The 23,340-nt window shown below is 72.0% G+C and carries 18 protein-coding genes and 1 pseudogene; 5 read left to right on the top strand and 14 right to left on the bottom strand.

Translation table 11 applies throughout. The annotated features are described in order from the left end of the window. Positions 1–90 precede the first annotated feature (90 nt). Both ACFWGJ_RS03305 and ACFWGJ_RS03300 read right to left on the bottom strand, forming a co-directional pair. Entirely contained in the window at positions 91–1,653 is a 1,563-nt protein-coding gene (locus tag ACFWGJ_RS03305) for a DUF4139 domain-containing protein (protein ID WP_387320598.1), read from the bottom strand. 8 nt (positions 1,654–1,661) lie between these two features. Further along, the gene (locus ACFWGJ_RS03300; RefSeq protein WP_387320597.1) at positions 1,662–3,818 is read right to left on the bottom strand and encodes a DUF4139 domain-containing protein; all 2,157 of its coding nucleotides are present in this window, start codon (positions 3,816–3,818) and stop codon (positions 1,662–1,664) included. Between the two features lie 303 nt (positions 3,819–4,121). Between ACFWGJ_RS03300 and ACFWGJ_RS03295 the strand changes: the two genes are divergently transcribed. Next, the gene (locus ACFWGJ_RS03295) at positions 4,122–4,781 is read left to right on the top strand and encodes a lysophospholipid acyltransferase family protein (protein ID WP_387320595.1); all 660 of its coding nucleotides are present in this window, start codon (positions 4,122–4,124) and stop codon (positions 4,779–4,781) included. Here ACFWGJ_RS03295 and ACFWGJ_RS03290 read toward each other — a convergent pair. After that, the gene (locus tag ACFWGJ_RS03290; protein WP_387320593.1) at positions 4,771–5,079 is read right to left on the bottom strand and encodes a hypothetical protein; all 309 of its coding nucleotides are present in this window, start codon (positions 5,077–5,079) and stop codon (positions 4,771–4,773) included. The genes ACFWGJ_RS03295 and ACFWGJ_RS03290 overlap by 11 nt on opposite strands. 130 nt (positions 5,080–5,209) lie before the next feature. Then, positions 5,210–7,096, bottom strand: coding sequence for an RICIN domain-containing protein (locus tag ACFWGJ_RS03285; protein WP_387320590.1), 1,887 nt, complete (start codon positions 7,094–7,096; stop codon positions 5,210–5,212). Positions 7,097–7,345: 249 nt separating this feature from the next. On the opposite strand from ACFWGJ_RS03285, the gene ACFWGJ_RS03280 reads away from it, so the two are divergent. Next, a complete protein-coding gene (locus ACFWGJ_RS03280) occupies positions 7,346–7,990 on the top strand; it encodes a TetR/AcrR family transcriptional regulator (protein ID WP_387320587.1) in 645 nt (214 codons plus the stop codon). 102 nt (positions 7,991–8,092) lie between these two features. Here ACFWGJ_RS03280 and ACFWGJ_RS03275 read toward each other — a convergent pair whose 3' ends face one another. Next, complete coding sequence (locus ACFWGJ_RS03275) at positions 8,093–8,671, bottom strand: TetR/AcrR family transcriptional regulator (protein WP_387320585.1); 579 nt, start codon at positions 8,669–8,671, stop codon at positions 8,093–8,095. Positions 8,672–8,755: 84 nt separating this feature from the next. Here ACFWGJ_RS03275 and ACFWGJ_RS03270 point away from each other — a divergent pair, with 84 nt between their 5' ends. Further along, entirely contained in the window at positions 8,756–9,637 is an 882-nt protein-coding gene (locus tag ACFWGJ_RS03270) for an SDR family oxidoreductase (protein WP_387320583.1), read from the top strand. Positions 9,638–9,639: 2 nt separating this feature from the next. Here the strand turns inward: ACFWGJ_RS03270 and ACFWGJ_RS03265 are convergent. From ACFWGJ_RS03265 to ACFWGJ_RS03250, 4 genes and pseudogenes are all read right to left on the bottom strand, one after another. Further along, positions 9,640–9,726, bottom strand: a pseudogene (locus tag ACFWGJ_RS03265) (VOC family protein); the annotation flags it as partial. A gap of 154 nt (positions 9,727–9,880) precedes the next feature. Continuing rightward, on the bottom strand, positions 9,881–11,044 hold the full coding sequence (locus ACFWGJ_RS03260) for an oxygenase MpaB family protein (RefSeq protein ID WP_387320579.1): 1,164 nt from the start codon (positions 11,042–11,044) through the stop codon (positions 9,881–9,883). Positions 11,045–11,082: 38 nt separating this feature from the next. After that, entirely contained in the window at positions 11,083–12,138 is a 1,056-nt protein-coding gene (locus tag ACFWGJ_RS03255; protein WP_387320578.1) for a polyprenyl synthetase family protein, read from the bottom strand. Next, entirely contained in the window at positions 12,128–12,406 is a 279-nt protein-coding gene (locus ACFWGJ_RS03250; protein ID WP_387320576.1) for a polyprenyl synthetase, read from the bottom strand. Before ACFWGJ_RS03250 ends, ACFWGJ_RS03255 begins: the two co-directional genes overlap by 11 nt. A gap of 210 nt (positions 12,407–12,616) precedes the next feature. On the opposite strand from ACFWGJ_RS03250, the gene ACFWGJ_RS03245 reads away from it, so the two are divergent. After that, positions 12,617–13,492 carry a DUF3592 domain-containing protein gene (locus ACFWGJ_RS03245; protein WP_387320574.1) on the top strand — a complete coding sequence of 292 codons (876 nt, stop codon included), beginning with the start codon at positions 12,617–12,619 and terminating at the stop codon, positions 13,490–13,492. 49 nt (positions 13,493–13,541) lie between these two features. Here ACFWGJ_RS03245 and ACFWGJ_RS03240 read toward each other — a convergent pair whose 3' ends face one another. From ACFWGJ_RS03240 to ACFWGJ_RS03225, 4 genes are read right to left on the bottom strand one after another with little or no spacing between them, the layout of a single operon-like run. Then, positions 13,542–14,831 (bottom strand): CHAT domain-containing protein, encoded by a 1,290-nt coding sequence (locus tag ACFWGJ_RS03240; RefSeq protein ID WP_387320572.1) that lies wholly within the window; start codon positions 14,829–14,831, stop codon positions 13,542–13,544. A 17-nt stretch (positions 14,832–14,848) separates the two neighbouring features. Further along, positions 14,849–16,522, bottom strand: coding sequence for a hypothetical protein (locus ACFWGJ_RS03235; RefSeq protein WP_387320570.1), 1,674 nt, complete (start codon positions 16,520–16,522; stop codon positions 14,849–14,851). A 3-nt stretch (positions 16,523–16,525) separates the two neighbouring features. Next, positions 16,526–17,878 (bottom strand): hypothetical protein, encoded by a 1,353-nt coding sequence (locus ACFWGJ_RS03230; protein ID WP_387320568.1) that lies wholly within the window; start codon positions 17,876–17,878, stop codon positions 16,526–16,528. Further along, positions 17,875–19,338 carry a hypothetical protein gene (locus tag ACFWGJ_RS03225; RefSeq protein WP_387320566.1) on the bottom strand — a complete coding sequence of 488 codons (1,464 nt, stop codon included), beginning with the start codon at positions 19,336–19,338 and terminating at the stop codon, positions 17,875–17,877. Before ACFWGJ_RS03225 ends, ACFWGJ_RS03230 begins: the two co-directional genes overlap by 4 nt. 108 nt (positions 19,339–19,446) lie before the next feature. On the opposite strand from ACFWGJ_RS03225, the gene ACFWGJ_RS03220 reads away from it, so the two are divergent. Further along, a complete protein-coding gene (locus ACFWGJ_RS03220; RefSeq protein ID WP_387320563.1) occupies positions 19,447–19,875 on the top strand; it encodes a hypothetical protein in 429 nt (142 codons plus the stop codon). An 85-nt stretch (positions 19,876–19,960) separates the two neighbouring features. Here ACFWGJ_RS03220 and ACFWGJ_RS03215 read toward each other — a convergent pair whose 3' ends face one another. Continuing rightward, entirely contained in the window at positions 19,961–23,254 is a 3,294-nt protein-coding gene (locus ACFWGJ_RS03215) for a LamG-like jellyroll fold domain-containing protein (protein ID WP_387320562.1), read from the bottom strand. Between the last annotated feature and the right edge of the window lie 86 nt (positions 23,255–23,340).

Genomic DNA, 23,340 nt, shown 5'->3' with positions numbered 1-23,340 from the left:
CTGATGGGCACAGGACGGCCGCCCGGGAGAACGGCGTCCCGCTCGCTCCCGGCGGCCCGGCCACCGCGAGACGCCCGGTCGGCAGCCCGGTCAGATGCCCGTCACCTTGCTGCTCGCCGAGATCTCGTACACCAACGTCACCGTGCGGCGACCACCGGAGGGGACCGTGACGTTCCAGCGGGCGATGCCCTCGGCGTCGAGGACGTCGGGCGCAGGGGAGCAGACTTCCCGACGGACGCGGATCTCGACCCCCGAGACCTCGGAGACGGGCACGCGCTCCCGCAGGACGACGACTCGCTCTCCGTGGTCCCCCGGGGCGGCGAAATGGGACAGATGCAGGCGCACCGTGCGGGTGACCACCGTGCGCTGGGACATTCCGGCCGAGGTACGGGACTCCTCGGTGTGCCGGACCACCCGGAAGTCGTCGGAGCTGCCGAAGGCCAGCTCGACGGGTGCCCCGGGAGCCGCGAACTCCAGCGTTCCGCGGCCGGTGAAGCCGCTGCCCCGGACCAGGTCGACGGGGCCCGCGAGCAGGGCGTGCCCGGACCTGTTGTCGAACCGCACCACCCGGGTGACCAGCGGGGAGAGTTCGGGCGAGCAGGCGTACTCGGTGCCGGCCGCCGTGCTGAAGGCGGAGAGCGGTACCCGGTGGGCGCGGCCGTCGCCGGGGACGGACACCGGCGCGGGGGCACGGAACACCCGTGTCTCACCGTCGTCGTCGACGCCCGGCAGACCGAGCACGGGGGCCGGGCCGAGGTCCCCGATCTCCTCCTCCCTCAACTCGACGTCGACCGTGCGGCGTTCGGCCGACGAACGGTCCCGCAGGGTCAGCCTGTCCTGGCCCAGCCGCGGCGGCTCGGTGGCCAGAGCCGACCGGGCCGTCGAGAGCGTCAGGCGTACGTCCGACCAGTCCTCGCCGGTCCGTTGCCAGACCACCGCATCCGTTTCGAGCGTCAGCGAGTCGCCGTCGAGTACCGCCCGGTAGGCGGGTCGCCACAGCGCGCACGGCAGGAGATGGCTCAGGCGCAACCCGGCCGGCCCCGCGGTCTCGGCCTCCACGGTCAGCTCGACATGGGCCACCAGTTCGGTGGGCGTGTCCTCCGCGAGGTGCAGGGCATGCCGCGCCTCGCGGAGTTCGACGCCGAGCGCCGCCAACCTGCTCTCCGTGGCACGCAGTTGCTCGCCGTACGTGTCCCGCCCGGCGTCCGCGCGGTCCAGTTCGGTTGTCCACCGGGGCCCGTCGACGGCACCGGAGCCCGCGCTCCGGCCGATCTCCCGCAACAGGTCGGCGGCCAGTCGCTCCAGCAGATCGAGACGGACGAGGAGACGATCGCGTACCCGGCCCAGGTCGCGTTGCTCCTCCTCCAGCGAATGCACGCGCCGGCGCAGCGCCGAGTCGTCGGCGGGGGACGGCCCGGGGGCCCGTGGCGCCCAGGTGCGTACGATCCGCGCGTCGAGGACCGTGGCGGGGTGCCCGGTGGTCAGCTCGGCGTGGAGCGAGCGGTCGACGGTCAGCGCGCTGACCGGGCCGAGCCGCAGCCGCTGGACGCCGGGCCCGAGATCGAGGACGGCGCCGCGTTCGACGAGGGAGCGGTCCTCCAGGCAGGTGACGGCGGTGACGGGCAGGGCGATCGGCTGCGCATCGGTGGACATGGGGTGGGTCAGCTCCTGCGGTTGCCGTCGACCAGGGCCTTGCCGGCCGGGATGCGTATCTCGTAGCCGCCGTCGAGCGTGGCGGAGCCCCCGGCGGGCAGCTCCACCCGCCGGACGCGGGTGCCGGGGGCGAATGTGTCGGGCCCCGCACCCTCTTCCGGGGTCGTCCACTCCGCCCGTTCTTCGATGCGGATGTCGGGGTCGGAGGTGACCGGTACCCGCTCGCGCACCTCGACGGCGACCGGCCGTGCCAGCCGGTTCACCAGCTCCACGTGGACGCGGTGGTCGAGCACGGTGGTGGTGTTGCGCAGCCCCGCGGTCGACTCGCGCAGTTCCGTGCGGCGGGTGACACGGATCGCCTCGGCCGGCCCGAGCCCGACCCGGCGCGTCCCGCCGGGAGCTAGTGTCGGGAGCGCCGTGGTCAGGAGGAAGTCGTCGTCGGCGGTGACCTCCACCGGTCCGGCCAGCAGCGCCTGATCGGTGGCGTTGGAGAGCACCAGTGTGGTGTGGACGGTCTCCTCCACGGACGGTACGCAGAGGTACTCGGTCCGCAGACCGACCGGGATCTCGGTGATGGTCACCGTGTGCCAGGTGCCGTCCGACGGGATGTCGGTGCGCGCGTGCGCGTCGAAGCGGTGGTCGAAGGAGCCGGCCGACTCGCGGGGCCGCACGGCGTGGCCGGGCAGCGGCAGCGATGCCACGGACTCGGCGTCGCGGCGACCCTCGGCGGCCACCGGGTCGAAGGACGAGTCCGGGAAGAGCAGGCCTCTGCGACCGGCCGGCTCCTCGGGACCGGCCAGGACGAGGCCGGCGTAGTCGAGTTCGGCGCCGGCGGGGTGCGGTGGGCCTACGGGTGGAGGCGCGGCCGGCATCGCACTGCCGGGTGCCGCGGGGGCCGGCGGGCCGCCGGGAGCCGACGGCAACTTGCCGACCGAGCGCGAGCTGCCGGGAGCCGGGGGAGGCGGGGCGCCGTAGGCCGGCTGGGGCATGTGCGGCGCGGGAAAGCAGGCCGCCGGTGCCGGTGCCGCAGAACCGTATTCCTGAAGTGGCGGTGGCGGGGGCGGTGGCGGTGCTGATACCGGCGCGGGTGGGGGAACGGCTGTGGAGAGTGCCGCGGTGTCGTACGCCGGAACGGCCCCGCCGGCCGCGGGCGGCGTCACCGACGCCTTCCGCGCGGCGGCCGAGGGGACGCGAAGGCCCGACGTGCGAGGGGCTGGGGTGCGGGGCGCCGCGATGTCGTACCCGGTGAACAGATCGGACAGCCCGGCGGGAGGCTCCCGCCAGCCGGACGGCGCGGGAGCCGGCTGACGACGACCGATCCGGATCGAACGCAGCCGGGGCAGATCGGTGCGGCGGCGAAGGTCCGCGGTGGCCAGGGAGAGGCGTACGGCGTTCCAGTCCTCGCCGGTCCGCTGCGCCACCGAGGCGCGCAGCACCAGCCGGCCGCTGCCGTCGCCCTGCCGGTGTTCCAGCCGGTAGGCCGGGATCCAGAGGGCGCCGGGCACTTCGTACTCCAGCTCCAGTTCCACCTCGGGGTCCTGCTCCGCGGCCTGTCCCTCAGGTGTGCGGCCGAGGGTCACCAGGGCCGAGACCGTGGTCGACAGATGCGCCGGGGGAGCGTCGGTGGAGGAGCGGGCCAGGGCGTCCACCGCGACGCGCAGGTCGTGCTCGGCACGAAGCAGTGCTTCCTCCGCCTCGTCGAGCCGGGCGTGCAGAGCGGCCAGCCGCGCGTCCACGAAGTCGGACAGTTCCAGCCACGCGTCGACCGGAGTGGGACGGGGCGGGTCGTCGCGCTTGCGGGCGGGCGGTATCGGACGGAGTCCGCGGACCTCCTCGACCAGACCCAGCGTCCGGTCCCGGCGCGCCCGCGCCGCCGCACACTCCTCGTGCAGTCGCTCCACCTCGCGCTCCACCTCATGAGGCGCGGCGACGTCGTTCGGTACGGAGTCGACCTCGACCCGCGCCTCGACCACCCGCATCCCGGAGGTGCCGACGACGCGGGCCGTGAGGGAGCCGGGGCCCAGTGCCCGGGGCAGCCCGGTGATCCGCACCCTGCCGTCCGCCGGCACACCGCCCCGCGCGACGCGCCGGCAGACCGCGCCCTGTGCGTAGACCACGACCGAGTCGAGTGCCGAGTCCCAGCTCTGTGTCGCCCCAGCCTTCAAGTGCTCCCCCTGGCGGTGTTCCTGGCTGTGTCCGTACGGCCGCCCGCGTCCGTAGCGCTGACAGCGTACGCCTGACGAGGTACGCGTCCTGAGACGGCCGGTGAGCAGGCCGGCGCGTGGGCAGGTGCGCAGGTGAGTACGGGGACGACGGACCGGATGAGTACGCCGACTCAGGGCTTCGGGCGGTCCCGAGGCGATGATGAATCCCGTCGCTCCACTACCGAGTTGCTCCACTACCGAGTCGCTCCACCATCGAGTCGCTCCACCTCGGTCATCGATCCGCCGCCCGAACGCAGGAGTCGCGTGTTCAGTCGCACAGCAGCCGCCGTCGTCCCCGCCTTCGGGCGTCTGACGACCTCCACCGACGTCAGCAGCCTCCCGGCCCCGGCGGTCCTCGTCGCCAACCACACCTCGCCCGCGGACCCCGCCGTCATGCTGGCCGCCCTGCGCTCCATGGACATCGAACCGGTCGTCCTCGCCACCGCCGGACTGTGGCGCGTACCCGTCCTGCGGTACCTCCTGGACCGGGACGGCCATGTCCCCGTGCACCGCCGTACCTCGCGAGCGGCGGACTCCCTGGACGCGGCCGCGGCGGCGCTCGCTGCCGGCCGCCACGTCCTCATCTACGGTGAGGGCCGGCTTCCGAGCCGGACGGACGCCGCCGAAGCCGCGCCCGAACCCTTCCGCAGCGGCCCCGCGCGGCTCTCCCTGGCCTCCGGCGCCCCCGTCGTTCCGATCGGCCAGGCCGGAGCGCGCCGGATCGCCTCCGGCAGCCGTGCCAAGCACATCGCGGGCTTCCTGACGGCACCGGCCCGCCGCCCGCGCCTCCACGTCCACGTGGGCGCGCCGCTCCACCTGCCCGCCGGGATCGAGGCGGCGAACGCGTCCACGCACCAGGCCGTCGTGTCGGCCTGGCGCGTCGCGGCCGGACGCCTGCTCGAACCGGCGGCTCTCACTCGCTGACGGGCCTCGTCCGCGAACGCTTGAGCCTGTCCGGCGTCCGAGGACGAGCCCACGCGTTCCGCGCCGTCGTGAGCGCCCGGCCCCGGTAGGTGCGCAGTTGACTGCGGGAGAGCCGGGCGCGTTGTCCCCCGCCCGTCATCATGGCGTTGACCGAGGCCATCGGGTCACCTCCGACCGCCCGTGCGGCGAGGGCTCCGACCACCAGGGGGAGGATCACGACCGCGAGCGCCGAACCGGTGGTGACGGCGGTGCGGGTGGCGGAGCGCAGGGGGCGGGCCGGGGGCATGTCCTTGGTCATGACGACAGTTCAGCAGCCGTCGCCCGGCGGAGCATCGGACGACCTACTCAGCAAGCCCGGCCGACGTACTCAGTCGCGGGGCGTGGGGAGCGGGCGGAGCCGACGCGCCGCCCGCCGGGGAGGGGGTGGATCAGGAGGTCAGCCGGAAGGACTGGGCCGCCGAACCGGAACAGGTCTGCTGGGAGAGCTTCGCGCCGTTCGCGGTGGACGATCCGTCGACGGCCAGGCACTTGTTGCTGTGCCGCGCCACGAAGCGGTACTGCCCGGACGCGACCGACTCGGGGCGCCACTGCTGGTTGGTGCCGCCCGTGTAGTCCCACAGATGGACCTTGACGCCGTCCGCGGTCGCGCCGGCGCCGCCGTCCACGTCCCAGGACTTGTTGTTGTGCTGGTTGACGGCCTGGTAATAGCCGTCGCCGGTGGAGCGGAACTGCCACTTCTCGTTGGCGCCGTCACCGCACGACCACTGCTGGAGCAGGGTGCCGTTGGCGGTGCCCCAGTCGGTGGCGTCCAGGCAGGCCCCGCTGTTGGTGTTCGCCACCCGGTACCAGGCGCTCGTGTCGATCGGACCGGTCGGTTCGCCGCCGGAGGGGTTCCACACGAAGGTGGCGACCGCGCCGCCCGGCAGGGTGTAGGCCAGCGAGCGGCCGTTGTCGGTGAGGGAGAAGCGCTGCGTGCCGCCGGTGTTCACGACGTACGCGACGCGGGTGCCGTCCGGATTCTGGAAGGCGACGTTCTGGATGCCGCCTCCCGGGCTGGTGGAGCCGATCCGGGTGGCGCCGACCTTGACGAACTTGCTGATGTGGCCGAGCGAGTAGTACTCCGCGCCCCGGGTGACATTGCCGTTCGCGATCTCCACCACGCCGTTGCACCGGGTACCGCACAGGCCCTGGTGGGGGCCGCCGCTCTGGTTGAGGGCGAGGTTCCAGGTCACCACGGTCTCGCCGCCGTTGCGCATGTTCTGCACGACGAGGTTCTCGGCCTGCCAGCGCAGACTGTCGGCGAAGGTGCTCGCGGTGTTGTCGCTGTCGGTGCCGGAGCACTCGGTGAAGAAGACGCGCTTGCCGGTGCTGTGGACCTGCTGCTGGGCGGTGGGACTGCCGGCGTAGCAGTGGAAGGCGGCGCCGATGACCCGGCTGATCCCGTTCGTACGGGAGAACACGTCGAGCGGGTAGTTGGGGTGGTCCCAGTTGTGGTCGAAGGCGAGCAGGTTCGTCGGCAGGCCGGCCGCGGTCAGCCGCTGGTCCAGGACCCGGATGAAGTCGGCCTGCTGTGCCGGGCTCATCGACATCGAGGGGTAACTCGTCGGATTCTCGGGCTCGTTCTGCACCGTGAGGTCGGTGAGGGTGATGCCCTCCTGGCCGTACGCCTTGATGGCCTTGACCACGTAGTCCGCGTAGTCGCCGTAGTTCTCGGTCCGGAGGCTGCCGCCGTTGAGCGAGTTGTTCGTCTTCATCCAGGCGGGCGGCGACCAGGGAGTGCCCATGAACCGGATGGACGGGTTGACCGCGAGGGCCTGCTTGACGACGGGGATGATCTCCGCCTTGTCGCGGTCGATGGAGAACTGCCCGCGGGTGTCCTCGTAGGAGTAGGGGCTGCTTGAGGCGTCGAAGTCGGTGCTGGCGAGCGGCTGGCGCAGATAGGACAGGCCGATTCCGTCGCCCGAGGTGGAGAACAGCGAGCGCATCAGCTCGCCGCGCCGGTCCGCCGGGAGTCCCTGTACGAGGCGTGCGGACGCCCCGGTGACCGAGGCGCCGGCGCCGGTGTAGCGCTGGCTCCGCTGATTGCCGTCGATCCGTACGTCGGTGCCCTGCGGCGAGCCGTTGAAGGTGAGGGTGCCGTCGGAGCTGAGCTTGCGGGCCCCGTCCCCGGTGGTCACCCAGACCTGGGCGACCGGGTCGGCGGCGTGTGCGGTGCCGCCGCCGGTGAGCCCGAGCCCGGCGGCGGCGAGAGTCAGGGTCAGGGCGGCGGCCCCTGCCCGTGAGGAACGAATTCTTCGGAGACGGAGACATGACACGGGTGCGGCTCTCCTTCGGTCGATGACGCGTGGGGGACCCCGGCCGTCCCACCGCGCGGTCAGGGAGGCGGCGGGGCGGCCGGAGTTCGAAGGGGTAGTGCACGCGTGCCGCCAGACCGGGGTGGCGAGGCGGTACGACGGCGCCATGAAAGCACACCTACTAAACACTTAGTAAGTGGTCTGCATCACCCCGTGCGGAGCATGGTCAAGATCATGGGTGGGCCCGGCGGCGCAGCGTATGGTGAGCGGGTGACTGACCAGTCGGTAGGCCGAGCCGCTCGGGGGGCCCGTGACAGGCCCCGTGTCCCCCGCAGTCCCGAAGCCCGGCAGCGCCAGCGGGACATCCTGCACATCGCGATGGACACGTTCGCGGCGCGTGGCTACAACAACGCCTCCCTGGCGGAGATCGCGGACCGGGCGGGCCTCACCCAGGCCGGCGTCCTGCACTGGTTCCGCTCCAAGTCGCTGCTGCTGACCAGTGTGCTCGAACTGCGCGACGACACGGACATCGAACAACTCGGCACCGAGCGTCCACGGGGGCTGCGGTTCCTGCACCATCTCGTCGAGACCGCCCGGCGCAACGCCGAACGCGAGGGGATCGTCCGGCTCTACGCCGTGCTCTCCGCGGAGTCCGTCACCGACGACCACCCGGCCCAGGACTACTTCCGCAGCCGCTACGCCGGCCTGCGCGGCTTCGTCGCCGACGCCGTCACCGAGACATGCCGGCTGGGCGACGGCGAGGCGGACGCGGAGCGCGCGCTGCACGCGGCCAACGCGATCATCGCCGTCATGGACGGCCTGCAGATCCAATGGCTCCTCGACCCGGCGGCGGTCGACATGGCGGCTTCGACCGAGCTGGTCATCGACGCGGTTCTCGCCCAGCTGACCTCGTAACCGCCGTCCGGCGCGCGCCGGTCGGTCTCCGCCCCTTCGTGGAGCCGGACGTGAGCCGGGCGTGCACCGGGTGACAGGTCCCGGGTGTCGCATCCGCCGGGTTCAGCCCAGCGTCGCGCTGGCCGCACGGAGTTCGTCGAGCGCCGCCAAGGTGTAGCCCGCCAGTTCGTCCTCGGCGTCACGGTCGCCTTCGGACCATTCGGCGAACCCCCGCTTGAAGGCCAGGATGCCCAGTTCGCCCGCGAGGGCCGCCGTCGGGCCCGGGACACCGCGGGCGGTCAGGGCGCTCGCCATCGCGGCCGCGAGGCTGACGCTCTTGAGGACGTCGCGTTCCTGCAGTTCGGTGCTGGCGGCGACGGCCGCCTTGAGCCGTGGTGCCAGCTCGCGGTTCATCGGACCCATCGCGCCCGAGGCCCGCTCAAGACCGGCGGCGACCGCCTCCAGCGGGCTGGCCGTACCGGGTGCCTCGGCGATGCCCTCGGTCAGCAGCCGGCTCAGCGTCTCCTGCCCGGCGACCAGCAATTCGCGCTTGTCGGGGAAGTGCCGGAAGAACGTGCTCTTGGTGACTCCGGCGCGCTCGGCGATCTGCGCGACCGTCGTGGCGTCGTATCCCTGCTCGATGAAGAGATCGACGGCCGCCATGACGAGGCGTTCGCGTGCGCCCGGTTCCCATCGACCCATGTGCCGATCATACGTGACGGGACTCTTGTCCCATCACCCTGTACAGTGATGGGACAAGAGTCCCATCACTTGCGGGAGAGTTCCATGCGCGTTTTTGTCACCGGCGGCACCGGCCTGATCGGTACCGCGGTCGTCGCCGAGCTGCTCGGCAACGGCCACACCGTCCTCGCGCTCGTCCGGTCCGAGGCGTCGGCGCGGGCCGCCGAGGCAGCCGGCGCCGAGCCGCTCCGGGGAGGTCTCGCCGACCTGGACGTCCTGCGGACCGCCGTCGGCAGGACCGACGGAGTGGTCCACCTGGCGTTCCGCAACGACTTCAGCAGTCCCGAGGCCCTCGCCGCGGCGATCGCCGAGGAGACCACCGCCCTGACCACCCTCGGCGAGGAACTCGCCGGAAGCGACCGCCCCCTCGTCACCGTCTCCGGTACGCCGTGGGTGCCGGGCCGTGCCTCCACCGAGGCCGATCCGCTGCCGACCGACGGTCCGGTGGGTGGCCGCGGTCGCACGGTCGGCGCCATCCTCGGCCTGGCCGCACGAGGGGTTCGCAGCACGGCCGTACGCCTGCCGCGTACCGTGCACCATCGGGGCGAGGGCGGGTTCGCCGGGGTGCTGACCGAGACCGCGCGCCGGACCGGAGTGTCCGGCTACCCGGGCGACGGCACGCAGCGGTGGCCGGCGGTGCACGCACTCGACGCGGCCGTCCTCTTCCGGCTCGCTCTGGAGCGCGGGCCGGCCGGTTCCGCCTGGCACGCCGTGGCCGACGAGGGCGACCAGGTGCGCGACATCGCCGAGGTCATCGGCCGGCGGCTCGCCCTGCCGGTGAAGTCGGTACCCCAGGAGACGTACGGTCCGCTGGGCCCGATCTTCGCCACCGACCAGCCCTCCTCCAGCGCCCGTACCCGGCAGGCACTCGGCTGGGAGCCGAAGCACCCGGGCCTTCTCCAGGACCTGGAGAACATCCAGCCCTGACGTCAGGCGGGCTGCCACAGTTCGACCCGGTTGCCCGCCGGGTCGGTCACCCGTCCGAAGCGGCCGACGCCCGCCATGTCCCGGGCCTCCGGCGACCACCGGGCCGGTCCTCCTCCTGGCCTCGGACGACTCGGCGTGGATGACCGGAGGCGTCCACGTCGTGGACGGCGGAGTGTCGGCCCTGACCCGGATCCCGAGCGCCGTGCTGCCAGCTCCTGACGCGGGCAGCGCGGCGGCGGGAGGTCAGTAGGGGACCGTGGCGGTGGGCGGAGTCCACCGGTGGGTGCGGCGCACCGACTCGGAGACTCCGTAGTCCCTCTTCAGCTGCTCGGGGATGGCGTAGTGCATGACGCGCCCGCGCGTGAGGGAGGACAGTTCGAGGACCGTGGTGAGGTGGCCGAGGCGGTCCAGCGCCCAGGCGCCGAGCGGGGAGCGGTCCTCGATGCTCTCCAGCACACCGAGAAGGTGCGGCACGGCCTTGACGACCGTGTCCCACCGGGTGCGGGGCACCTGGAGCCAGTCGCCGCAGGTGTCGCCGACGAGATGACGGATGAGCGCGGAGACGACCGGGTCGAAGAGGGTACCCGGGACGACCTCTTCGTAGAGGTCGATGAGCTGCCGGGTCAGGTGCGCGCCCTCCTCGGAAGGACCCATGTGCCGGAGCATGTACAGATCGAGGAACTGGCGTGCCTCTTCGAGGGACTTGGGGACGGCGTCCTGGTCGACACCGAGCATCGCTCCGACGACCCGCCAGGCGTAGTAGTACGCCTCGGCCCCCTCCGTGGACATGTGGATGCCGAGGCGGTGCAGGGAGTCCAGCACCAGCATGGAGAAGAACATCTGCCCGCCGATCATGTCCTCCTGACAGATCGGCGTCCCCAGGGCCTCGGTGTCCCAGCGGTCCTCGCGTTCGAGGTGGTGGCGGACGGAGGCGTGCAGCAGTCGGACCTTCTGGGCGGCGGGAACGAATCGGCTGCCGGACTCGAAGGCGTCGGGCTGCATGAGGTAGACGGTGAACTGGCCGGTCTCCGCCATCCGTTTGGACGGGTACTTCAGCCCGTGGGCGGCCGACAGGAGCTTCGCCACGTGCGGGACGACGTAACAGGCGGGCATGGAGGCGAAGGAGAGGGCGGTGGAGATGTGCACGTTGTTGTCGATGAAGAACAACCGGGCCTTCTCCATCTCCCCCCAGTCGACCCAGGCAGGCGGCGCGCTCGTCTCCTGGAGGTACTCCCGGGCCACCTCGGGCAGCCCGTCCGGCAGCGGCGCGCCGACGGTGGAGACGTACCGCATGAGGGTGTTGAACTTGCCCACCTCCCCGCGCTCGAAGAGAGTGGCGACGGTGGCGTCGGCGAGTTCGTCGCCGGACCGCCGCAGGGCGTCCATCGATGCCTCGGTGTGGTTCATGGCAGGGCTCCTTGTGATGGCAGCGCTCCTTGTGAGGGTCAGGACAGGCGGGCGGACGCCGAGTGGGCCAGCGAGGTCAGGGCCGTGGCGGCAGGCGCGGGAACGTCCAGCGAGTCCAGTACGGCGAGGGCCTCCTCGACCCGAGCGGTGATCATGGCCTCGACGCGGTCGGGTGCCTTCAGCCGCAGCATCACCTCGCGTACCGCGCGCAGGCCGTCCCCGTCCGGGTCCCGTCGGCCCAGGGCGGCGCGCAGCAGCTCCCGGTCGTCGGCACCGGCGAGACGCCAGGTCTCCGCGAGCAGGGCCGTGGGGCGTCGGCCGCGTACGTCGTCGGCGTTGGCCTTGCCGGTCCGACGCGGATCCCCGAACAGGCCCAGCAGGTCGTCGCGCAGCTGGAACGCCTCGCCCAGCGGCAGCCCGTACGCGGAGTAGCCCTCCCGCAGCCGCTCGCCCGCCCCGGCCAGGGCGCCGCCGATCAACAGGGGATGCTCGACGGTGTACTTGGCGGTCTTGTACCGGATCACCTTCAGCGACGCCGTGACGTCCGGCTCGTCCCCGGTCCGCAGGATCTCCAGGCACTCGCCCGCGATCAGCTCACGGGCCAGCACCGACCACAACGGGCGGGCCCGCGCCACAAAGGCCGCCGGCAGCCCACTGGTGGCGAACAACTGCCCGGCGAGCCCCATCAGCAGATCGCCCACCAACAGCGCCAGCGATCTGGCGGCGGCGACGGCACCCGGACGGCGGCGTACGGCACCGCGCAGCGCGATGTGGGCGGTGGGCCGCCCGTGCCGTAACGCGCTCTCGTCGATGAGGTCGTCGTGCACGACCGCGGCGGCGTGCACCAGCTCCATGGAGGCCGCGGCCCGCACCAGCGCGTCGCTGTCCGGCTGCCCCACCGCGCGCCAGCCCCAGTAGCAGAACGCCGCCCGCAGCCTTTTGCCGTCCGCGACCGAAGCCTCCACCTGCGTGGCCACCGGTCCCAGCGCCGGATCGATCGCCGCCAACTGCCCGGCTTCCTCGGCGACGAACGCGTAAAGCACCTCGTCGACGCGGGACTTGAACGCGGCCGGATCCGATCGGTCAGACGTCATCGGCGGCCCGTCGGGCCGACGCGCGCCGGGCGAGGATCTCCAGGTGCGCCGGGGGCGCGGACGCGTACCGGTCCAGCACCAGGCGCCCGCGCGCCAGCAGATCGTGCTCGGCCTCCGCCGCCAGCTCCGCGGCGTCCGAGCGCCGCAGCAGCCCCCGTACGGTCCCCAGGGCCGAACCCACCGTGCTCACCGTCAGCTCGGCCAGTCCGGCCACCAGCAGGACGGCCCGTTCGTCCAGGCCCCCGCGTCGTTCCGTCGCTTGCGTCACGCCACTCCCCACCACAGCACATCCGGACGGCGCCGGTCGCACGCCGTTCCTCCCAGCATCACGACATACCGGGCAGGGGAGGGCGGCAACTCACGATCGAGTGATCACCTCGCTTGACCGTACGGATCACGGTCGCCGCCGACCCACCACCGAGCGGGTCGCGCCCCGACCTGGGATCGGTAGGAGTCGCCGCGGTGTGAGCGTCGCCGGATGGATGCGCAGGGGATGCTCGAACTGTGGTGGACGGTGCCCGCGGGCGCGGCGCTGGTCGGCTACGCGGGCTCGCTCGCCGGGCTGACACGGCCCCAGCGCGCGGTGTGGGTGACGGCGCGGGTCGTGGAGGTGCACCGGCCGGCCCACGGCGACTCCAAGAGGCCCGGCATCCCGGTGACCGTCGCCTTCCAGGACCCTTCCACCGGGCGGGAGTTCAGACTGCGGCATGCGGGACGCAACGGCCATGTCGTGGCGGCGGCCTGGGTGGGCCGGGAGTTCCCGGTGCGCTATCCGCGCCGCCACCCGGAGCGGTTCCACCTGATGCTGGACCGGGTGGGGGAGGAACGGGGGCTGGGCGGCCCCAACTGCATGCTCCTCCTGCTGCTCGTGGGCCTGGTCGTCCAGACGTTCGTCGCACGCGGCTGGCCGGACGGGCTCATCTGCCTCGGCGGACTCCTGCTCGTCGTCGGCGCGCTCAGCCGGGACCGGCAGCACGCGCGCGCCCGCGCCGTTCTGCTGGACGAGGCGGTCGCCGTTCCGGGCCGCGTGGTCGCCGTGATCAAGGACACCTACACCGACGGAGAGGGCGACGAGATCGTCGATCACGCGCCCGTCGTCGCCTTCACCACCCGCGAGGGAGTCCATGTCACCGCGCTGTGCCGCGAGGGCATCGCACAGCCCCAGCTGTCCCTCGACCGCGACCTCACGATCCACTACGCTCCCGCCGACCCGGCCGTCTTCACCCCCGACCTCGACCACGACCGCCGCGAGCGGGCGTCGGCGGTCAGATTCGTCGTGAGCCTGCTGCTCACCGGGATCGCGGCGGTCGGGCTGGGAGCGGCCCTTCTCAACGGCCTCCTGCCCGTCACCTGACGATGCACGAGCCCCCGGCTGTCACCTGACGACGCAGCCCCCGACCCTCTCACCTGACGATGCACGTGACGGCCGCCCACAGCAGGGGCGCGTGCTCGATCCGGCCGCCGGTGCGCCAGCGGTCCAGTTGCGCACGTTGCCAAGCACCGAGGCGGCCCACGGGGTCGGGGTGTTCATGGGCGTCGTCGACGGCGACGACGACGTCCGTGAGCGGACGAACCGCCTCGGACAGACCGGCCAGCCGATGGAAGGCGAAGCTGGTCGGCAGCACCCAGCGGGTGGCGGTGACCAGCCGGGCCCCGTTGTGGATCATCGCGGACGCCAGGCCGAACGACTCGGCGAAGCGGAGATCGCCGCCGCTCTCGCAGGCGATCAGCGCGACGCGCTCCGGTGCGGGCCACAGCTCCGCTCCCGGTACGCCGTCCGCGCGCAGCGGGAGCGTACCCAGCAGGAGGTCCTTGGCCGACAACGGCCGGTGGGCGCGCACCGGTTCGGTCAGTCCGGTGGTCCGCGGGCCGCAGCACAGGTGCAGGGTGACGTCCTCGCTCCGGCCGCCCTCCACCGGCGCGCCGCTCACGTGTCCGACGTACATCAGACGTCGTGCGCCCTTGCGGAGCGCCTCGCTCAGCCAGTCGCGGTCCAGGTCCGTGCGGCGCAGGGCCTCGACGGGCGTGCCGACCCGCGGCACGACGGCTCCCGAGTCGAGACGGCGCTGTACGAGCGACAGCAGCGCGGGGTCCGAACCGGGCCGTCCGAGAACGGATCCGAGCGGGGAGTCGGCACGGAAGCCGGGCACGCGGGGGTCCAGGACGAGGACGACGGCGTCCGAGTCCGTATCAGCGTCCGGTGTCGCGGAATTCGGGCGCACGGCGCCGGGCCGCCGCAGCGAGGCCGGCACCGACGTGGCGATGTCCGCGAGATCGATGAGCCGGACATCGCCGTCGTCCGCACCACCGTCCACGGCCAGCAGCTCCCACGGCACCTGGGCGACCCTGGGCGACGGCTGGAGCCGGATCAGCGGACGGCCCAGGCGCGCCGACACCTGGCGGATCTGGTCGGTCAGACCCGGCGGCCACAACGACTCGGCCAGCAGGCGCGCGAGGCGGCGCTCCTCCTCGTACGAGGCCAGCGCGCCGGACTCGAACGCGCGCCGCATCCCCTCCGCGCGCTCGCCGCCGACCCCGTCCTGGCCCACGCCCGGCAGCGCCGCACCCAGCGCGCGGATCGCCTCGTCCACGTCGGCGGCGGGTGCGTACCCGGTGCCGAACCCCTGGACCGCGCTGACCCACGTCCAGGTCATATGGAGGTCTCCGGCGTCGGCCAGCTTGACCTGGACCACCGGCCGTTTCTGGTGCGTCAGCTCGTCGGCGGCCAGAACGGCACCTCTTCCTCACTCACGATCCGCCGGTGATAGCGGAACTCGGCCGCTTCGATGTACTCCTGCAGCGCTGTACGGCCCGTCCCCTCCGCCATCCGCACCCTCGGCGGCGGCGCGACCCGCAGACCGGCGGAGGCGGCGGCCTCCGCCGCCACACCGCCCAGCGCCATCGGGGCGTCGTCGTCGGCGGGCGCGTACGTTTTCATGGCGGCGTCCGGAAAGACGTACTGGGGCATACGGTCCGCAGGGCTCAGGACCAGCGACGCGCCCGCACACCGGTGTTCCACCAGCTCGAAGATCAGGCCCTGGTCCTGACGGCGCAGGGCGAGCCGGAACGCCAACCGCATCGCGTCGTCGGCCAGTTGCAGCCACTGGCTGCGCGCGTGCGCACTGGCGAAGTCGTAGCGCGCGGCCTCCAGCGCCAGCGCGGCGGGCAGGGCGAGCGAGAGCGCGGTGTCGACGGATCTCCGCTCGTGGTCGCCGTGGTCCGTCCGGTTCAGGTTGTCCTCAAGGGTTTTCGCCAGCATGAGGTCCACCTGGGCGCAGCGCTCGTACAGCGCGCGCTCCTGGTACACATCGCGGGCACCCTGGGCGAGGCGCTTCAACTCGTCGATGTCACCGCGTTCGTAGGCCTGCCGAGCACCGAGCAGCATGGTGTCGGCGGCGGCGACCATGGCACCGAGCCGTTCGAAGCGGGCCAGGCTCGATTCCGTCAGGGCCTTGCCCCCGTCGTGGTCGCCACGGTGATCGGCGAGGAAGGCGCGGGCCTGTTCGCAGACCGCCAGATCCTCGGACTTACCCTGCCGCTCGAAGAGGGCGGAAGCCTCGGCGTACAGCAGCTCGGCCCGGTCGAGGGCGCCGGCCCGCATCGCCGCGTACGCCCGATGCGAGAGCACCTGCTGCCGGCCGGAGGCATCACCCCGCGCCAGATACCCCTCGTCCGCGCGGGCGAAGTGGTCCTCGGCGGGTTCGGCCCGCCCGGTCGAGGCGCAGACGATCCCCAGGCAGTCCAGCAGTTGCGGCTCGATCGCGGGGGTGGTGGGCAGCAGCGCCGACGCCAGTTCCTCGGCGGCACCCCACTCGCTGCGGTCCAGCAGCAGATGCACCCGGGCCAGAGCGAACTCGGCGGTGCGCAGCCCTTCGGGGTCGTCGAACTCGGGCAGCAGGGCGGCCGCTTCGTCCACCGTCGCCAGCGCCGCGTCCGGATCCCCGGTCCGCCGGGAGAGTTCCGCAGCGGCCTTGAGCGTCTTGAGCAGGATCTCCAGCCACAGCTGGCGGCCTCGCGGCCCCATCGGAACGTCCGCCACATCACGCACCAGACCGAGCGCCTGCTGGATGGAGACGCCCGCCCCGGGCAGATCCGTGGCCGTCAACCGCACCGCCGCGATGTTCGACAGCAGATGCCCGCGCAGCAATCGCACATCGGGGGAGTCCTCGAACGACTCGGCGACGGTGAGCAGTTCCGCGTAGACGGCTAGTGCGGCGGGGAGATCCGGGGTCAGCTGATGGTGTTCGGCGCGTTCGAAGCCGCTGTCGAAGGGCTCTCCGTACAGCGCCGGGGGTGGCTGTGGCTGTGCGGCGTCATGAGGTTCGCTGCCCGGTGCGTTGTTTGCCGGGGCGTCGGCTGCGGTGTCCGGTTCGTCGTGCTGCATGGGTCAGAAGTCCTCTCCGGCGTCGGCCGTGGCGGCAACGATCTCGGCGAGGAAGGGCATGAGAAGCGGCTGTGCGTAGGTGTCCTGCGGCTCGGGCCGTGCCGCGGCGGCCAGCCGGTGTCGCGCGAGGTCGCGGACGGCGTCACGGTCGGAGCGGCTGTCGGTGCCCTCGGGGCCGTCGGGGCCGTCGGTACCGTCGGCGTCGGGCCTCGGTTCGGGGCCGGGGTCGAAGCCGGGCAACAGGACACCGACCTCGATACGGGTACGCGGCGGCAGCGAAGCCGGGACATCGAGGTCCGCCCGTCCCGCCCACACGTCGCCGCGGCGGGCGAGCGACACACGGGTCGGCGGTCCGCCGTCCACGCGGACCTCTGCCGCGAGGTGCACGCCACCGACGGGCGGCGCGACGTCGGCGACGGCCTCGACCTCGATGCGCCTCCGGCCGCCGACCGCGGAGACGGTCCAGGAGACCGCGCTCTCGGCCGAGTCGACGAAACCGGGCGGGTAGCGGCACCAGTCATTGGTCCCCGAACCCCGGGCGATCACCCGGCCGCCCGCGTCGAGCCGTTCACCCGCCGCGAGGGCGTAGTCGCCGTGGCCGGAGAACAGGCCGCCGAGGTCGAGCGGGGTGCGCAGTTCAGGCGCCCCGCGCGGGCCATGTGGCGTACCCGTTTCCAGGGCAGACCGGAGGCGGCGCAACGCGTCCCCCTCCAGTCCGGCGCAGTCCGCCGCGTCGTCGATCAGCCGTAGGACGTCGTCGAGTTGCCCCACCGGCCCCGACGCGGCCTCCCGCGCTGCCTGCCACCACCGGACCAGCGGGCCCAGGGCGGCCCGATGCGTCTCCAGCAGCTCGGCCGGATCCCCGTCGGGCTGGTCCCCGGGATCGTCGAAGAGCTGCTGGCAGCGATGGGTGAGCGCGGCCAACTCCACTCCGAGCAGATCGGGTTCGAGCCCGGGAATGCCGTCTGTGTACGACGCGGGCCACCAGCGGGCCGCCCAGTGACCGAGGGCGAGCCGGGCGGCGTACCCCGCGAGGGCGCCGGCCTGCTCCGGCGGCTTGGGCGGCGTGACATCGGCCGAGGCTCCCGGTGGCGCCGCCGCGAGAGCGTGCACGGCGGCAGCGGTGCGTTCGCCGTAGATCGCCCACAGCCATTGCTGTGCGCGGTCGGGGTCGTGGATCTCCGCTGCGGGAAGGGCTGTTGAGCCGAGGACCGGCCAGGTCAGGACAGCACCGGCGACATCGAGAACGGCTCGGGTGAAGGCGGGTCCCGTCACCGCGGGAACGGCGATCTGCACGGTGCCGTCCTCGGCCCGCGTGACACGGACGCCGGTGCCGCCGCCGGTCCCCGGCATCATGCGCTCCTCGGCTCGGGCGCCGCCGTCGCCCGCGCGGTAGCGGTACGCGTCGACAGGGCGCGCAGTGCCGTCCGGACCTTCGCGCGGTGGTCCATCATCACCGACCGGGCGACCCCGTCGAGCAGGGTCCAGGCCGACGCCGCGTCGGGCAGCGCCGCGTCACGGACGTCGCGCCCGTGCAGCCGCACCCACAACCGCCGCATGTACGCGACCCATGGGGTGAGCAAGTCCTGCGCGAGGGCGCTCAGTCGGCCCCCGTCCGGGTCGGGCCGGGAGGAGACGGTCATCCTGCGGGCCCGCAGGACCGCAGCCTCCCGCTGCCAGCGGCCGTTGACGACGCGGTGCGCCGCCGTCCGGCCGGGCCCGGTCTCCCCGTGGCACAGAGGATCATGCTCCCGCTGTCCGAGACCCAGGGGATCGAGGCCCACCGCGAGCCGGCCCCCGAGGACGACGGCGACGCGCAGGCTCTCGTCGTACAGGCCGAGTGGCGCGCAGCTGCGGCCGACCTCGCGCCGCACGAGTTCGGGCACCGTCGGCAGTTCCTCGCGGTGCGCCGATGCCTGGAGCACGGTGAAGAGCCGCTCGTAGAGTGTGCGGTCGAACGGTGCCGGGAGTGTGGCGGTCGACGCGCCGCGACCCACCTCGGGCCGGAGTGGCACGGGATGCGCGCTCAGCCCCAGGTGCGCGGGCAGGCCGGCCCGGCCCCAGATCCCGTCGGCGCGTGTCCACACGGCCTGACCGAGCAGGCTTCCGTGTCCGGCGTCCCGCAGGACGGCGAAGGCCGACGAACCCGCGTGCGTGCCCACGTCACCACCCGCGTCACCACCCGGCCCGGGCGCGGCGCAGGCGTCCAGAACCTCGGCCGCCAGGCGAAACGTGGCCACACCCGCCTCGGCGTTCGGGACGAGCGTCCGGGCACCCCACGCGTCGGCGAGCCGCCCGTCGAGACGAGTACGCCGGACATCGTCGTCCAGGTACTCCTTCAACGCCTCCACCGTGCGCCCGCCGCCCGCGTCCGCGATGTCCTCGACGACGCTCCGGGCCAACGCGTCCGCTTCGGTGGAGGCGGCGGGCGTGCCATGTTCGGTCGCCAGCTCGAAGCAGCGCTGGAAGTAGAGATCCTGAGGGTGGCCCGCGGTGATCCCCAGGGTTCGCCGTGTCTTCTTGAGCACGGTGAACCACTGCGCCGTCGCATGCAGAAGGGCAGCCGACTCCCTTATCAGGGCGCCGAGTTGCGTACTCTCCCGTGCGCCGAGGAAGTCGGCGGCCAGCTCGGGCCGCAGTGCGGGCCTGATGATCAGCGGCAGCACGATCAGCTTGACCGTCCGGGTCAGCGGCGCGCCGCCGGGGCCGCTCAGCGATTCCAGTCCGGGCCGCGCGCCGAGAGCGCGCCACGCACGGTCGATGACCAGGGCACGCGGACGCCCGTCGGTCGGCGGCGACTGGGTCGGGGACGGCATGGCCCGAGATTACGTGGTGGGGGAACAAGCGGTCGAACCTGGGATCGGTAGGCGATCCCCGCTCCCTACTGTCCAGGTCAGGGCCAGGACGAGAAGGGAAGACACAGCATGGGAATCTTCGGGAAGCGCCGCAGGAGCCGCGAAGAGCGGACCGCCGAGATCGTGGAGCAGGTCGCCGAGGGCAAGGGTTTCTACGGGCGGGCGACACGGGCGTTCCTCGGCAGCGAGGACTTCGCCAAGGTGCAGCAGTCCATCGGCGCGTACCACTCCGGTGTGAACGTGCAGCAGTTGCTGGCGATGGGCGCGTTGACGATACCCGCGGTCGTGGTGTCGATCGGTGACACCGGCAGGCTGGTCAACTTCGACCCGGTCGTGGATCTGGTCGTCCGGCCGTCCGGCGCGGCCACCGAACCGGTCGCGCTCCAGACCGTCGTCTCCAAACTGCGGATCCCGCGCACCGGCGACCAGGTGCTGCTGATCGCCGACCCCGCCCGGCCCGGCGGCTACCTCTACGCGGGGGACGGCGTGACGCCGTAACCCTGCGCACGTCCGCGCACAGCAATGGTCCCGGTGACAGGAGGAAGCCTCCACCACCGGGACCACTGAGTGCGCGCGCTGTCGGCTACGGCTTCTCGTCGCCGTAGAGGGCGCTCACCTCCTCCGCGGTGAGTGCCCGGTCCACGGCGTGGACCTCGTCGACCGCGCCGTTCCAGAAGTCGACGTTCGTGCCGTCCCAGTGGGCCCGGCCGACCGTGAGCGGGCCGGTGCTCCCGAGGGCGGCGCCGCCCGTGGTCGTCGCCGCGAGCTTCCCGTCGAGGTACAGCTTGATCTCGTTGGTGGCCGCGTCCCGGACCCCCACGAGGTGGTACCAGCGCCCGGTCTCCGCGGCGACGGCCACCTGGGCACGGCGTTCACCCGGGGTGCTGAAGGCGAAGTTGCCGTGTCCGTACTGCAGGTAGAACGAGTTGGCCAGCGCCCGGGAGTCCTGGCTGACGGCCGTGCCGTAGTTGCCGGGGATCCCGTCGAGCCGGACCCAGGCGGACACCGAGTAGCTGCCACTGGTGTCGAGCACCGGACCAGCGGTCTGCGCGTACTGCTTCTGGCCGTCGAACTTCAGAGCGCTGCCGTTGACACCGTCGGTCCAGGAAGCACCCTCGCGGAGCGTGAGGGGACTCTTGCCGGGCCCGCTGTCCTCGGCGGTGGTGCCGGTGCCCTCGTCGAGGGTCCAGTGCCCGCCCTTCAGCTTCTGCTTCGTACCGGCCGCGGCACCCGCCGCGATCACCTTGAGGTTGACCTTCCGTACCTCGGCGGCGTCCATCTTGATGTCGCGCCGGTCGTACGTGTAGAGACCGTTGAGCTCGTTCTCCAGGTCGGTGATCTGGGTGTAGACCGAGCCGGACAGTTCCGCGCCGGCCTGCTCGACGTAGAACTTCTCGGTGTTCTCGACGTACTTGCGGGTCAGCTCCGCCTTGGTGGTGACACCGCTGTAGATCACGGTCGGCGCGCCCGGCCACATGTGGCCGGGGGAGCGGAGGGTGAAGCCGCCGTGCTCGCCGTCCATGGCGGCCCGCTTGTCGTCGGGGAAGGGCGGGTCGTCGTTGTTGTAGTCGTGGTGGTCGATGATGTCGCCCTTGCCCGAGTCACCCTTCGAATTGCAGCAGTTGACACCGCTGTGGGCATTGACGACACGCGACGGGTCGGCGGCCTGGACGGCCTCGGTGATACGGCCCGTCTCCTCGCGGTTCCACTCGCCCCAGCCCTCGTTGAAGACGATCCAGCCGATCACGGCGGGCGAGTTGTGGTGCTGCTTCATCACCTCGCGGCCCTGGTCGACGAACGCCTTCTGGCCGCTCTCGTTGGTGATGTTCCCGGAGACGAAGTCCTGCCAGACGAGCAGACCGAGCTTGTCGGCGTGGTAGAACCACCGCGCCGGCTCCACCTTGATGTGCTTGCGCACCGCGTTGAAGCCGAGCTTCTTGTGCGCCTCCAGGTCGAAGGCGAGGGCGTCGTCGCTGGGCGCGGTGTAGAGACCGTCGGGCCAGAAGCCCTGGTCGAGGGTGGCGAGGGAGAAGATCGGCTTGCCGTTGAGGACCAGCTTGTTGAAGCCGCCCACCTTCTCCACGGCGATCTTCCGCATCCCGAAGTAGCTGCGCACCTTGTCGCTCGACCTGCCGTCGGTCAGCGTCACGTCGAGGTCGTAGAGGTACGGGTCGTCGGGGCTCCACAGATGCTGCTTCGCCACGGGCAGGGTGAGCTTCTTGTCGGCCGCGCCGCTGACCTTTCCGACGACCTTGCCGTGGACGTCACGGGCGACGGCCTCGACACGGGCGGCGGAGGAGGCGCCCTCGGAGTCGACCGTCACCGCGAGGGTGCCGGTGTCGATGTCGGGCGTGGTGACGATGTTCTCGATCGCCGCGGGAGCGACCGGCTCCATCCACACGGTCTGCCAGATACCGGAGGTCTGCGTGTAGAAGATGCCGCCCGGGTTCGTGGACTGCTTGCCCATGGGCTGGTCCGCGCCGCCCGTGTCGGTGACGGCGACCACGATCTCCTGCTTGCCGGTCCCCTTCAGGGCATCCGTGATGTCGACGCTGAAGGCGTTGTAACCACCGGTGTGCTCGGTGACCTTCTTGCCGTTGACGTAGACGCGGGACTGGTAGTCGACGGCGCCGAAGTTGAGCTTGAGCCGGTTCGACTTGTTGTCCTTGCCGACCTTCCAGCTCTTGGGCACGTCGACGACCCGCCGGTAGAACATGTGGTCCTCGTGCCGTTCGAGGCCGGACAGCTGCGACTCGACCGGGAACGGCACGGTGATCTTCTCACCGAGGTCCTTGCCGAAGACCGGCTCCTCGCCCGCCTTGGCGGCGCTGAACTGCCAGGGCCCGTTGAGGTTCTCCCACTGGGAGCGCTTCTGCTGCGGACGCGGGTACTCGGGCAGCGGGTGCTTCTTGTCGACCTTGTCGCCCCACTTGGTGGTGAGACGGTGGGTGGAGGCGTTCTCCGCGTACCGGATGACCTTGGGTACGGCCTTGCCGCCGACCGTCAGACCGCCCGAACCGTCGTAGGAGACCCGCACCAGCTGGGCCTTCTGGATCGGCTCCGACAGGTTGACGTAGAGGGAGGAGGAGTCCCCGGGCACGGACGTGACCGACTTGATCGGCATGGCGGTCGTGTCGGCCTCGACCTTGAGATGGTCCTTGACCGCCTGGAGGCTGCCCACCTTGCCCTCGAAGCGGGCGCGCAGCCGCGTCCCGTTCTCGGCGACGGTGTACTCCACCGGGTAGACCTCGAAGTCGGCCGGCGGGGTGAACGCGGACATTGGCACGATCTGCTTGGCCAGCGTCGGCGTCGACCAGCGCAGGTACATGTTGGCGCCGCCGGTGTCCTGGAACAGCTCCAGCCGGAACGAGTGCTTCTCACCGGCGGTCAGTTTGACGGCCTGGCTGGTCTGTTCCTTGTCCCAGTCGCCCACCCAGTGGTCGATGACGGGCTGGTCGTCGATGAACAGGCGGAAGCCGTTGTCGCCGATCGCGTGGAAGGTGTAGTCACCCGTGGCCGGCGCCTCGATCTGGCCCGTCCAACGGGCGGTCGTGTGCTCGGTCTTGCCGGTGAGTTCCTTGAACGTGTCGGTGAGACCGGAGAAGTTGATCTGGGGGTCGAGCGTCGTACCACCGAGTTCGGCGAAGTCCCGGGCACCGGGCGCCGACATGCTGAAGTACTCGCCCTTGAGGCCGTGCGTCACCACGGCGGCCTGGTCGGCGGCGGACGCGGACGAAGATCCGCCGGCCGGCTCCGAAGCCGCCGCGACGGGCAGCAGTCCGCTCGGTGGCAGCACGAGGGCCGCCATGGCGAACAGCGCCAGCACTCGGACTCTGGCTCTGTTCCTGGTTCTGGGGCGGGTGCCGTGTCGTGTCATCGAACCTTTCCTCGCATTGAGGCCGCACCGCGTCCGACTGCCGAAGCAGGGTAACGGGGTGCTCGGGTACGGCCTTTCCAACGTTG

The organism is Streptomyces sp. NPDC060205 (assembly GCF_042728395.1).
GTDB lineage: Bacteria > Actinomycetota > Actinomycetes > Streptomycetales > Streptomycetaceae > Streptomyces.
The sequence above is the reverse complement of the archived record's forward strand: the minus strand, read 5'-3'. Positions and strand labels throughout refer to the sequence as shown.

Bases quoted from the DNA above. Each gene is read 5' to 3' on its own strand.
- ACFWGJ_RS03260 (WP_387320579.1), bottom strand. From the start codon at position 11,044: ATGAACCACACCGAGGCATCGATGGACGCCCTGCGGCGGTCCGGCGAC.
- ACFWGJ_RS03255 (WP_387320578.1), bottom strand. From the start codon at position 12,138: ATGACGTCTGACCGATCGGATCCGGCCGCGTTCAAGTCCCGCGTCGAC.
- ACFWGJ_RS03270 (WP_387320583.1), top strand. From the start codon at position 8,756: ATGCGCGTTTTTGTCACCGGCGGCACCGGCCTGATCGGTACCGCGGTC.
- ACFWGJ_RS03275 (WP_387320585.1), bottom strand. From the start codon at position 8,671: ATGGGTCGATGGGAACCGGGCGCACGCGAACGCCTCGTCATGGCGGCC.
- ACFWGJ_RS03225 (WP_387320566.1), bottom strand. From the start codon at position 19,338: ATGCCGTCCCCGACCCAGTCGCCGCCGACCGACGGGCGTCCGCGTGCC.
- ACFWGJ_RS03290 (WP_387320593.1), bottom strand. From the start codon at position 5,079: ATGACCAAGGACATGCCCCCGGCCCGCCCCCTGCGCTCCGCCACCCGC.
- ACFWGJ_RS03215 (WP_387320562.1), bottom strand. From the start codon at position 23,254: ATGACACGACACGGCACCCGCCCCAGAACCAGGAACAGAGCCAGAGTC.
- ACFWGJ_RS03245 (WP_387320574.1), top strand. From the start codon at position 12,617: ATGGATGCGCAGGGGATGCTCGAACTGTGGTGGACGGTGCCCGCGGGC.
- ACFWGJ_RS03235 (WP_387320570.1), bottom strand. From the start codon at position 16,522: ATGCAGCACGACGAACCGGACACCGCAGCCGACGCCCCGGCAAACAAC.
- ACFWGJ_RS03220 (WP_387320563.1), top strand. From the start codon at position 19,447: ATGGGAATCTTCGGGAAGCGCCGCAGGAGCCGCGAAGAGCGGACCGCC.
- ACFWGJ_RS03305 (WP_387320598.1), bottom strand. From the start codon at position 1,653: ATGTCCACCGATGCGCAGCCGATCGCCCTGCCCGTCACCGCCGTCACC.
- ACFWGJ_RS03230 (WP_387320568.1), bottom strand. From the start codon at position 17,878: ATGATGCCGGGGACCGGCGGCGGCACCGGCGTCCGTGTCACGCGGGCC.